Source organism: Pseudomonas sp. NPDC090752 (genome assembly GCF_055584805.1).
Genome location: NZ_JBVJLI010000009.1, coordinates 1 through 10,974, shown reverse-complemented (window position 1 = coordinate 10,974; position 10,974 = coordinate 1). Strand labels below are relative to the sequence as shown.

10 protein-coding genes are annotated in these 10,974 nt (G+C 62.6%); 3 read left to right on the top strand and 7 right to left on the bottom strand.

The genetic code is table 11. The features are described 5' to 3' along the window. Nucleotides 1-4: 4 nt before the first annotated feature. Genes ACZ6YA_RS13800 through ACZ6YA_RS13790 form a run of 3 tightly spaced genes read right to left on the bottom strand, consistent with a single transcriptional unit; the run spans nt 5 to nt 1,756 of the window. Nucleotides 5-277, bottom strand: coding sequence for a phosphopantetheine-binding protein (locus tag ACZ6YA_RS13800; RefSeq protein ID WP_403133906.1), 273 nt, complete (start codon nt 275-277; stop codon nt 5-7). Continuing rightward, nucleotides 246-1,064, bottom strand: a complete 819-nt coding sequence (locus ACZ6YA_RS13795; RefSeq protein WP_465897677.1) for a lysophospholipid acyltransferase family protein — start codon at nt 1,062-1,064, stop codon at nt 246-248. Before ACZ6YA_RS13795 ends, ACZ6YA_RS13800 begins: the two co-directional genes overlap by 32 nt. Next, nucleotides 1,040-1,756 carry a beta-ketoacyl synthase chain length factor gene (locus ACZ6YA_RS13790; RefSeq protein ID WP_465897676.1) on the bottom strand — a complete coding sequence of 239 codons (717 nt, stop codon included), beginning with the start codon at nt 1,754-1,756 and terminating at the stop codon, nt 1,040-1,042. Before ACZ6YA_RS13790 ends, ACZ6YA_RS13795 begins: the two co-directional genes overlap by 25 nt. 310 nt (nt 1,757-2,066) lie before the next feature. Here ACZ6YA_RS13790 and ACZ6YA_RS13785 point away from each other — a divergent pair, with 310 nt between their 5' ends. The 3 genes from ACZ6YA_RS13785 (at nt 2,067) to ACZ6YA_RS13775 (ending at nt 3,566) form a co-directional block, all read left to right on the top strand. Then, nucleotides 2,067-2,840: a ParA family protein gene (locus tag ACZ6YA_RS13785; protein ID WP_465897675.1), complete on the top strand. Its 774-nt coding sequence runs from the start codon at nt 2,067-2,069 to the stop codon at nt 2,838-2,840. A gap of 71 nt (nt 2,841-2,911) precedes the next feature. After that, nucleotides 2,912-3,220, top strand: coding sequence for a type II toxin-antitoxin system HigB family toxin (locus ACZ6YA_RS13780; RefSeq protein WP_465897674.1), 309 nt, complete (start codon nt 2,912-2,914; stop codon nt 3,218-3,220). Next, the gene (locus tag ACZ6YA_RS13775) at nt 3,210-3,566 is read left to right on the top strand and encodes a helix-turn-helix domain-containing protein (protein WP_465897673.1); all 357 of its coding nucleotides are present in this window, start codon (nt 3,210-3,212) and stop codon (nt 3,564-3,566) included. Before ACZ6YA_RS13780 ends, ACZ6YA_RS13775 begins: the two co-directional genes overlap by 11 nt. Nucleotides 3,567-3,569: 3 nt before the next feature. Here the strand turns inward: ACZ6YA_RS13775 and trxC are convergent, their stop codons facing one another. The 4 genes from trxC to ACZ6YA_RS13755 all read right to left on the bottom strand — a co-directional run bounded on the left by trxC (nt 3,570) and on the right by ACZ6YA_RS13755 (nt 10,720). Further along, nucleotides 3,570-4,004 (bottom strand): thioredoxin TrxC, encoded by a 435-nt coding sequence (gene trxC / locus ACZ6YA_RS13770; protein ID WP_465897672.1) that lies wholly within the window; start codon nt 4,002-4,004, stop codon nt 3,570-3,572. Nucleotides 4,005-4,127: 123 nt separating this feature from the next. Beyond that, nucleotides 4,128-5,588 carry a protein adenylyltransferase SelO gene (gene selO, locus ACZ6YA_RS13765; protein ID WP_465897671.1) on the bottom strand — a complete coding sequence of 487 codons (1,461 nt, stop codon included), beginning with the start codon at nt 5,586-5,588 and terminating at the stop codon, nt 4,128-4,130. A 45-nt stretch (nt 5,589-5,633) separates the two neighbouring features. Further along, a complete protein-coding gene (mscK, locus tag ACZ6YA_RS13760) occupies nt 5,634-8,942 on the bottom strand; it encodes a mechanosensitive channel MscK (RefSeq protein WP_465897670.1) in 3,309 nt (1,102 codons plus the stop codon). Nucleotides 8,943-8,977: 35 nt separating this feature from the next. Next, nucleotides 8,978-10,720, bottom strand: a complete 1,743-nt coding sequence (locus ACZ6YA_RS13755; RefSeq protein ID WP_465897855.1) for a potassium/proton antiporter — start codon at nt 10,718-10,720, stop codon at nt 8,978-8,980. Between the last annotated feature and the right edge of the window lie 254 nt (nt 10,721-10,974).

Here is a 10,974-nt window from a genome sequence, read left to right as displayed (position 1 = left end):
GGTCTCAGGCGGCCTGACGGGCAGTGACGAACGCGGCCAGGGCGGCGACGTTGCTGAAGTGGTTACGGGTGTCCTTGGCCTCGGCATCGATCTTGATGCCGTAGCGTTTCTGTAGGGCCAGGCCCAGCTCCAGGGCGTCGACCGAGTCCAGGCCCAGGCCTTCGCCGAACAGCGGTTGCTGGTCGTCGATGTCCTGCACACTGATGTCTTCGAGGCCCAGGGCGTCGATGATCAATTGCTTGAGGTCACGGTTGAGGTCTTGTTGTGGCACGCTCATCGGTGGCGAGCTCCTTGAAGTAGTACTGGTGCAGGTAATCGTTGAGTTTGCGTGACGCCTGCGGCGCAGGACCCTGCGCGGCAAACGCCTGGGGGTCGATATCGACGCCGACGTGAAGTGTGAAGTGCACACGGCGGCTCGGGATACGGTACCAAGGCTCGTTTTTGCTCAGGGTGGTGGGGCTGACCCTGATCGTCACCGGCGTGATGATTTTCGCACCGCGCAAGGCGATTGCCGCCGCGCCGCGATGAAAGGCCGGCATTTGGCCGGGCGGCGTGCGCGTGCCTTCGGGGAAAATGATCAGCGGCTGGCCCTGGTGCAGTGAGGCCACGGCATTGTCGAGCATATCCACGCTGCCGTCATTGCCGATGTATTGGGCTTCTGTGATCGGGCCGCGGGTAAAAGGGTTGGCGAACAAGCTGTGCTTGACCACGCAATTGGCCTGACGCACCAGGCCGATGAGGAAGACTACGTCGATCAGCGAGGGGTGATTGGCGATGATCAACTGGCCTGGGCGGCCCAGGCGTTCTGCGCCGTCGATTTGATACGTCAGCACACCCAGTCCGCGCATCAGGCGAATGAAGCGCCAGAACAACCAGCTGATGGTATGGCGGGCACGTTGGCGATGGCGCACTGCGCCACCCGGTAAGCAGGCCAGCAGCGGGAACACCAGTAGCCCGAGGCACAGGCTGCCCAGGCCGAACACGAAGAAGCTCGCGGCGGTGGCCAGCAGGCGCCAGTAATAGGCATCGCGAAACCTGCTCACGGCTGTCGTTGCCAGTTCCATGCGCGGCGCTTCCACGAGTGAGTGATGGATACCTGGCCCGAGAGCATGGCGTGCAACCAGCTCAGGGCATGGGGCAATTCGGTCGCTTGGGCTGACGAGGAAGGTTGCGCGGTCAGCCGCCATTGCTCGCCAGGGGTGAGCAACAGGCCAACCGCATAGCCAAACGGCACATCGTCTACCCAGGGGCGGTACGCCTCGGCCGGCAGCTCTTCGGTGACGATCAGCAGCACCGCCGGCGCGCCTTCGGCCAGCAGCGCGGCAGCCTCCAGTACACCGTGCTCGAAGCCATCGCCGGCCGCGGCCAGGGCGGTCATCTCGCTGGTTTCCCCGCGCAGGATCGACCACAAGCCGATCACCGCGTTATGCACTGAAAGGCTGAACTGGGTCGGCGACAGCGGCTGTCGCTCGGCCAGTTCGCAGAGCATGGCGAAGGTTCTAGGCGTTTCACCATGACGTGAGACGAACACCAGCGGTAAGGCCTCGCGCCCCTCGGCCAGCGGCCAGCCCACGGCGAATGCCATGCGCGCCAGGTGGCTGAGGCGACGGCGCTGCAGCGCCGGCAGGAACGAGACGTCCGGGGACGGCCCGTCGGGTGCTGGGCACAGGTTGCCTTGCGCCCAGGCCTGCCACTCGGCAGGGGTCTGCAGGCCAGGTGCCCAGGCGCGCCATTGGCTGATATCGAAGGTGATCACGATGTTTTCTGACTTCCCGCCCTATGGGGTTTCCTGCGCAGGGAGTAACTCGAAACCGGGTTGGCGCATATGCCGAATGGCGCGCAATTATCCCGGTGCCGGGGGTGTGTAGCAAACACAGGTTACATGATTGCCATCAGACAATTGCCATGCGTGATTGCGTCAATGTCTGCAGAAGCTGTAAGTGATTTCCGATGGACGGTGCGCAGGCGCTGCTGGTCGCCGTTTGTGCTCGCTGCGCCAAGAGGTGCTGGCCAATGCCGCAGCGCCGCCACATACTCGGACATTCGTTGATACACGGAGGTCTCTCATGCGGCGCGTGGTGTTCAATCAGAAAGGCGGTGTGGGCAAGTCGAGCATCGCTTGCAATTTGGCGGCGGTGAGCGCCAGCGAAGGCTATCGGACCCTGTTGATCGACCTGGATGCCCAGGCTAACTCGACTCAGTACCTGACCGGCCTGACCGGCGATGACATCCCCATGGGCATCGCCGATTTCTTCAAGCAGAGCCTGTCTACCGGGCCATTCAGCAAGAAGAACAAGGTCGATATCTACGAAACCCCGTTCGACAATCTGCACGTAGTGACCGCTACCCCGGAGCTTGCCGACCTTCAGCCCAAGCTCGAGGCCAAGCACAAGATCAACAAGCTGCGTAAATTGCTCGATGAGTTGGACGAGGATTACGAGCGGATCTATATCGATACACCGCCTGCGCTCAACTTTTACGCGGTTTCTGCGTTGATCGCTGCTGATCGCGTGTTGATTCCCTTCGATTGCGATAGTTTCTCGCGCCAGGCGCTCTATGGGTTGCTGTCTGAAATTGAAGAGCTCAAGGACGACCACAATGAAGACCTGATGGTCGAAGGCATCGTGGTCAACCAGTTCCAGTCACGTGCCACCCTGCCGCAGCAGATGTTGGATGAGTTGCTGGCCGAGGGGTTGCCGGTGCTGCCGGTGTACCTGAACAGCTCGGTGAAGATGCGCGAGTCGCACCATGCCAGCCTGCCGCTGATTCATCTGGAGCCCCGGCACAAGCTGACGCAGCAGTTTGTGGAGTTGCATGATTTGCTGGAGCGCAGCGAGTAAGCGCCGATTTTGTCCCTTGCATGATTCCCCGCTGCCCCGCATAATCTCCCAAAACGGGAGATTATGCTTGGATGCGCGTCATTGCCAAAAGCACCTTGGTGAAGTTTTGGGAGCTACCCGGGCATGATGATGCTCAGGCACCCTTGGAAAGCTGGCACGATATGGCGATCAAAGCCATCTGGCGAACGCCGCAAGATGTAAAGGATCAGATTGGCAACGCCAGCATATGTGGCAATAACCGCGTGGTCTTCAACATCGGAGGTAATAAGTACCGGCTTGTGGTCGAAATGCAGTATCGAGCCGGTATTGCCTGGGTGAAATTCGTCGGTACGCACAAGCGCTATGACGAGATTGACGTGGAGACAATCTGTGAATATTAAGCCGATCCGAAACGATGACGATCTTCGAGAAGCATTTCAGCGACTCGAAGTTATCTTCCAGGCAGAAGCGGGTACGCCGGAAGCTGATGAAATGGAAGTGCTTGTGACACTGATCGAGGTCTATGAAAACAAGCACTATCCCATTCATTCCGCCAATCCCATCGAGGCCATAAAATTTTGTATGGATCAACAGGGCCTTACGCCGCGTGATCTTGAGCCCTTCATCGGTTCCAGCGGACGCGTTTCAGAGGTGTTGAATGGAAAGCGGGGTCTTAGCCTTTCCATGATCAAACGTCTGCATGATGGCCTGCGCATTCCATACGAGTCATTGCTGGCGAGCGCTTGAAAATCAAACCCCTTGAGTACGCAACCATTCCAGCAACGACTGCAGTGGAAACGCCCCCGCCTGCCGGCTGACTTCGCGGCCGTTCTTGAACAGGATCAGGCTTGGGATCGAACGAATCCCCAACTGCCCAGCCAGGTTGCGGTTGGCTTCGCTGTCGAGCTTGGCCAGGCGGCAGCGGCCGCTGAGCTGGCGTGCAGCCTGTTCGAAGGTAGGGGCGAAGGATTTGCACGGGCCGCACCAGTCGGCCCAGACGTCGATCAGCAGCGGCAGGTCGCCTTTGATCTGGCTGGCATGGTTGCCTTCGCTGAGCTCGAACGGGTAGCTCAACAGCACGTCCTTCTTGCAGCGGCCGCATTTGGGGGCGTCGCTCAGGCGATCGGCTGGCAGGCGGTTGAGGCCGTTGCAGTGGGGGCAGGGGATCAGCAATGGGTCGGACATAATAGTTCCTTACAGGTTTGCACGGATACCGTGGGAGCGGCTTTAGCCGCGAACACCGGCGAAGCCGGTGCCATCCACCGCGACGATCGCTTCGCGGCTAAAGCCGCTCCCACAAGTGTTCACTCAGGAAGAGCAGCTGATCTCCAGATGCTTGCCCCATTCCGGTGGCCGCTCGGCATAAGCCTGCATGCCGGATTGTTCCTCGAACGGTTTGCTCAGCACCTGATGCAACCGCCGCACCTCACTGTAATCCCCGCCTTCAGCCGCTTCGATGGCCTTCTGCGCCAGATAGTTGCGCAGCACATACAGCGGATTGACCGCATGCATCCGCTCCCGGCGCCCCTCTGCATTGCCCGTTTCCCGCCCACAGCGAGCCAGATAATCCGCGCCCCAGGCATCAAAGCCAGCCAAATCGATGAAATCATCGCGGACAACCTTCAGCGCCTCTGCCACCGGTTGCTCGCCGAGCCTGCGGAAGAACAGGGTGTAATCCACACCCCCGCTCTGCATGCGCTGCAGCAGGCGCTCGACCAGCGCCATGTCGGCGTCTTCGGCCGTGGTCAGCCCCAGCCGCCGCCGCATGAGGTCAAGGTAGTGCGCCTGGTACAGCGGCAGGAACAACCCCAGCGCTTCTTTCAGCGGCTCGACCTCGATCACCGTGGTCAGTGCCTGGGCCAGCGCGCTGAGGTTCCAGTGGGCGATCGGCACCTGGTTGGCGTAGCTGTATCGGCCGCGATCATCGGAATGGTTGCAGATGAAGTTGGCGTCGAAATCGTCGAGGAAGGCGAAGGGGCCAAAATCGAAGGTGATGCCGAGGATCGACATGTTATCGGTGTTCATCACCCCGTGGCAGAAACCATAGGCCTGCCAGCGCGCGATCAGCTCGGCGTTGCGCTCGACGATGGTGCGGAACATGGCCAGGTAAGGCTGGTCGGCGTCGCGGCATTCGGGGTAATGCTGCTCGAGCACGTGGTCGATCAACACCCGTTGCTGCTCAGGCTGCTTGGTGTAGTAGAAGTACTCGAAATGGCCGAAGCGCACGTGGCTCTGTGCCAGGCGGGTGAGCATGGCGGCGCTCTCGCGGGTTTCACGCCATACCGCCGTGGTGGAACCGATCACGCACAGCGCCCGGCTGCTGGGAATACCCAGGGCGTGCAGGGCTTCGGAGGCTAGAAATTCGCGAATCGACGAACGCAACACCGCGCGGCCATCGCCCATGCGCGAGTAAGGGGTCTGGCCGGCCCCCTTGAGGTGCAGGTCCCAGTGCTCGCCTGCCTCGTTGAGCACTTCGGCCAACAGCAGGCCACGGCCATCGCCCAGGCGCGGGTTGTAGGAGCCGAACTGGTGGCCGGAATACACCATCGCCCGCGGGTCGGCCTGTTCCCAGAGTTTATGGCCGCTGAACAGCTCGGCGAACACCGGCAATTCGGCCTGCGCCGGGTCGAGGTCGAGCAGGGCCATAGCCGACTCGCTGGCTACCACCAGGCGCGGCTCTGCGATGGGCTCGGGCAGGACCTGGGTGGAGAACGCGTCGCCCAGGCGGGCGAAGCGGTTGTCGAAGGTGAGTTGGTCGAGGGCTTTCACGGGCTGCTCCTGGGGTTGCGCACAGAATAAAGCATTCGAGCCGCATCAGGCCGGCGCAGTGCCATCGGGTTTGGGTTGCTCCACGGGAATCAGCTGCTGCTTGCCGCCTTTGGTGTCCATCAGGAACACCTCGACCTGGCGGACCGAAATCTTGATGTTGTGCGCCTTGAACTCACGGTTGATGTAGCGGTTGATCTCGTCCAGGGTCGGGTTGCGGTCACCGAGGTCGCGTACGTGCATGCGCAGCTCGTGGTCCAGCGAGCTTTCGCCGAAGTTGAGGAAGTACACCAGCGGTTCCGGGTCCTTGAGCACCCGTGGGTTCTCGTGGGCACCTTTGAGCAGCAGGTCGCGCACCAGGTCCAGGTCGGAGCCGTAGTCGATGCCCAGCTTCAGCGTGACCCGGGTGACCGTGTCGGTCAGCGACCAGTTGATCAACTGGCCGGTGATGAAGGTCTTGTTGGGGACGATGATGTCCTTGCGGTCGAAGTCGGTGATGGTGGTGGCGCGGATGCGGATCTTGCTCACCGTGCCCGACAGGTTGCCGATGGTAATGGTGTCGCCTATGCGCACCGGGCGTTCGAACAGGATCATGATGCCGGAGATGAAGTTGGCGAAGATCTCCTGCATGCCGAAGCCCAGACCCACCGACAGCGCCGCCACCAGCCACTGCAGCTTGTCCCAGCTGACCCCGAGGGTCGACAGGGTGCTGACGATGCCGATGCCGACGATGGTGTACGACAGCAGCGTGGTGGTGGCGTAGGCGCTGCCCTGGGCCAGGTTCAGCCGCGACAGCACCAGTACTTCCAGCAAACCCGGCAAGTTGCCGGCCAGGGCGAAGGTGATACCGACGATCACCAGCGCGCCGAGCAAGTCGCCGAGGCTGATCGGCACCATGCTGGCAGCGCTGCCGGTACCGCTGGTGTATTCGTACAGGGTGAAGTTGTTGAGGTAGGCGAACACCGAGATCAGGTCCGCCCACACCCAGTAGAGGCCTGCGATGAAACCGCCGAGCAGGGCCAGGCGGATCAGGCGCAGCGACTGCTGGTTGACCTGCTCGATGTCCAGGGTCGGCTCTTCGGTAATGACCTCGCCATCCAGCCCTTCCTTGGCCGCCGCCCGTTTGCTCAGGGCGCGCTGGTAGGCCAGGCGCCGCGCGGCCACCGACAGGCCGCGCACGAACGCGGCCTCGATCACCAGCCAGAACATCAGCAGGTACAGGGTGTAGATGAGCCGGTCGGTGAGCTTGAGCGCGGTGTAGTAGTAGCCAAAGCACACGGCGACGAACAAGGCGATCGGCAAGGCGGTGAAGGCCACCCCGACGGCGCGGCGGAACAGCGAGGTATCGCGGTGCGCCGGGCTGCTCGCCAGCAGGCGACTAAGCAGCCAGGCCATCAGCGCATAGCAGGTGAGCACCACGCCGATGCCCAGGACGTCGTCGGCCAGCGCCGAAGGTTGGTGTTCAGCGACCGCCACCACACCGACCAGTGCCAGAACCACGGTGCCCAGCCGGCGCACCCAGCCGCGCAGGAATTCGACCTGCGGCTTGTGCCAGCGGAAGTGAATTTCCGCGACGCCGCCGGGGGCGAGGATGCGGTAGGCGGTGTAGAACACCAGCCAGGCCTGGGCCAGTTGCCACAGCGCCGCGCCCAGGTTGGCGTTCTGCCCGCGGGCGTCGATCTGCAGGGCGTAGCTGCACAGGGCCAGGCCCAGGCTCACCGGCATTGCCAGGAGGATGTTGATCAGGATCGCCTGCGGCGTGTGCCACTGGCTGTCACGACGGAAGTGGCCGATGTCCTGGTGCACTTTGCTCAGCCGCTGGTACAGGTACTTGCGCCGCCACAGCAGTGCGCCGATCACCAGCAGCAATGGCAGGAACAGCAACGGGCGCTGGCTCAGGCCGTCGTACAGCTCCTTGATGCCGGAGCCCCAGGGCAAGTCGGCGACCTGCTTGGCAAAGCGCTCTGGGACGAACTTCAACCAATCCCAGTCCAGCGGCTTGTTGCTGGGGATCCAGAACATCTGCTCGTCGAGGGTGGTGCGCAGGCCCTGCGCGGTGCCGAGTAATTGCTTCTGGTTGAGTTGCAGGGTGATCGACTCGTTAAGCAGCGCCGACAGCTCGCGGTTCAGGCGCTCCAGCAGGTCGCTGCGGGTAATGGCGACTTCCAGCAGGGCTTTGCGCAGGGCCGGGGTGACGTCTTCCTGTGGCTGATTGGCCAGCAGCTTGTCGACGTAGGTCACTGGGCTGCTCATCTGCTCGCGCTGCTGGTTGATCTCGAACTGGTACAGGCGGATGTCGGCGATCTGGTCGGCCAGGTCGCGGTCAAGCTTCAGGTGCGGCAGCGCCTGCTTCTGCTTGTAGAGAATCTTCGACAGCAGCAGGCTGCCCTTGAGCACGCTGATCTGCTCGTCCAGCGCCTGGTCAGCCTGGGTCAGGCTGTCGAGCTGTTGCTTGGTGCGCAGGTTCTGCTGGGTCAATTCGTTGAGGCGGTCAGTGCTTTTGAGCAGGTAGTCGGAGAGTTTGAGGTTGGCCGCGCTTTCGCTGGCCAGCAGGCTGCTGCCGCCGGCTTTTTGCGCTTCGATCGACTGCTGGGTGACGGTTTGCTGGGACTGGGCCAGGCGCTTTTCGTTGATCAGCGTCTGCAGGTCCTGGATTTCCTGCTCCAGGCGCGCGGCGCGCTCGATCAGCAGGTCATGGCGGGCATTGCCCAGGTCCTGCAGCAGGCCGTTGCCGGCCAGCTCCTGGCGGCGCAGCAGGGTCACGGCATTGAGCGAGGCGAGTTCGGCTGCGAGCTGGTTGCGCTGGTCGGCGTTGATCGCCTTGCCGCCGTCCTTGCCGCTCTTGAGGATGTTGTTGATCTGCTGGCTGCGGGTCTGGTTGTTACTGATCTCGGCCTGGGCGCGCTCGGGGCGGGTCTGCGAATTGATGATCAGGCTGTTGGCGTCTGACAGTGCCTTTTGCAGCTCGCCTTGCTGGGTGTTGCGCTCGCTGAGCATCTGCTCCAGCTGCGGCACGTTGAGTGTGGCGTAGCGCTGGGCCACCGGTTGCGGCTTGCTGTCCTTGAGCTTGGCCAATTCTTTCTGGCTGTCGCTGGTCTCTTTCGGCGCGGCGGCCAACTGCTGCTTGAGCGCGGCCAGCTTCTTCTCACTGTCTTCCTTGCTCGTCAGCAGGCTCAGGGTCTGTTCGAGCACCTGCTGCAGGGCCTTCTGATCGGCTTCGGGCAGCTTGCGTTCGGCGATCTTGTCGAGGCTGTGCTGGATGCTGGCAGCGGTCGGGGTTTCGGCCGCAGTGGCGGCCAACGAAAGGGACAGGCACAGCCCGAACAGGGCTGTGCGAAGGTACACGCGCAGGGACATAGGCAGACTACTTGCAGCTCAGGCGGAATCGGAGTTTAGAGGAACAATCCTGGTCCGGGTCGCGTTCCTTCGGGGAATCTGACGCCCACTTTCTGGATCTTGTTCCCGTCCATGGTCGCCACGGTCCAAATGGTGCCGTGCCATTCGACCTGGTCACCTACTACTGGAGCGCCTCCGACCTTCTGTCGGATGAACTGCGCCAGCGGCATTTTCGCGTCCAGGCCGTCGAGTTTCAGGCCATACAGTGCGGCCACCGCGCCCAGCTCGGCATCGCCTTCGAGCACGAAGTCGCCGAAGAAGCGCAGGTCCAGGCCGCGCTGTGGCGCCTGGCTGAATAGTTTGCCCAGCGCCGGCAGGTTATGTTCGTGGCCGATCACGCAGAGCATGTCGCCGACTTCCAGTACGGTACTGCCTGAGGGGTGAAGCAGCTGTTCGCCACGGAACAGCGCGGCGATCCGGGTACCTTCAGGCATCTTCAGCTCGCGCAGGGCGGCGCCGATGCACCATTTCTCCGCACCCAGGCGGTAGACGAACAGTTCCCACTCGCTGGTGATGTGCACTTCCAGCGCCGAGCGCGAGATCGGTGCCGGGTCCGGCGGGACCGTGACCTTCAGCAGCTTGGCCATCCACGGCAGGCTGGTGCCCTGCACCAGCAGCGACACCAGCACGATGAAGAACGCCAGGTTGAAGAACAGCTGCGCGTCCGGCAAACCGGCCATCAGTGGGAACACCGCCAGGATGATCGGTACCGCGCCGCGCAGGCCGACCCAGGCGATGAAGCCTTTTTCCCGGCCATGGAAGGCCTTGAACGGCAGCAGCGCGGCAATCACCGACAACGGCCGCGCAACCAGGATCATCCACAACGCCAGGCCCAGTGCCGGCAAGGCGATGGGCAGAAGGTCGTGCGGCGTGACCAGAAGGCCCAGCACCAGGAACATGCCGATCTGCGCCAGCCAGGCCATACCGTCGAGCATGTGCAGGATGCCGTGGCGGCTGCGGATCGGCTTGTTGCCCAGCACCAGACCGCACAGGTACACGGCGAGGAACCCGCTGCCGTGCAGGGCGTTGGTCAGCGAGAACACCGCCAGGCCGCCGGCGACCACCAGGATCGGATACAGGCCGCCAGCCAGGTTGATGCGGTTGACCAGTTGCAGCATCAGCCAGCCGCCGCCCAGGCCGAGCAGGCCACCGATGCCGAATTCACGTAGCAGGTGGGTCAGCAGGCTCCAGTGCAGGCCGGTCTGGCCGCTGGCAATCATGTCGATCAGGGTGACGGTGAGAAACACCGCCATGGGATCGTTGCTGCCCGACTCGATCTCCAAGGTGGCGGTGACCCGTTCGTTCAGGCCCTTGCCGCCCAGCAGCGAGAAGACCGCCGCAGCGTCGGTGGAGCCGACGATGGCGCCGATCAGCAGGCCCTGGATCAGGCTCAGGTCGAACAGCCAGGCGGCCACCAGGCCGGTGAGGGCGGTGGTGATCATCACCCCGACCGTGGCCAGCGATAGCGCCGGCCACAACGCCACGCGGAAGCTCGCCACCCGCGTGCGCAGGCCGCCGTCGAGCAGGATGACGGCCAAGGCCAGGTTGCCGACCAGGTAGGCGGTGGGGTAGTTGTTGAAGATGATGCCGCCACCGTCCACGCCGGCGACCATGCCGACGGCGAGGATAATGACCAGGATCGGGATGCCCAGGCGCGACGACAGCGAGCTGACCAGGATACTTGCACCCACCAGCAATGCGCCGATCAGGAACAGGCTGTTGATGGTGCTGGCATCCAAAGGCAGGTACTCCGGGGTAGCGCGGGAAAGGGATATGACTGGCAAGTCGCGTGCCAATCGATTCTAACCTGATGAATTGGCGGGATGTAAAGCGTTTCTGCAGATGTGCAAAAGGCACCGCGGTGGGTGCCTTTTGTTGGGTTGCCTGGGCGGGCCCTATCGCGGGTGTACGACCGGAGACATCGTTTACATAGTAAACCGGGGACATGGTTTACACATTTGAGGCTTGGACGCGGTTTTCGCCTCGTCCAAGC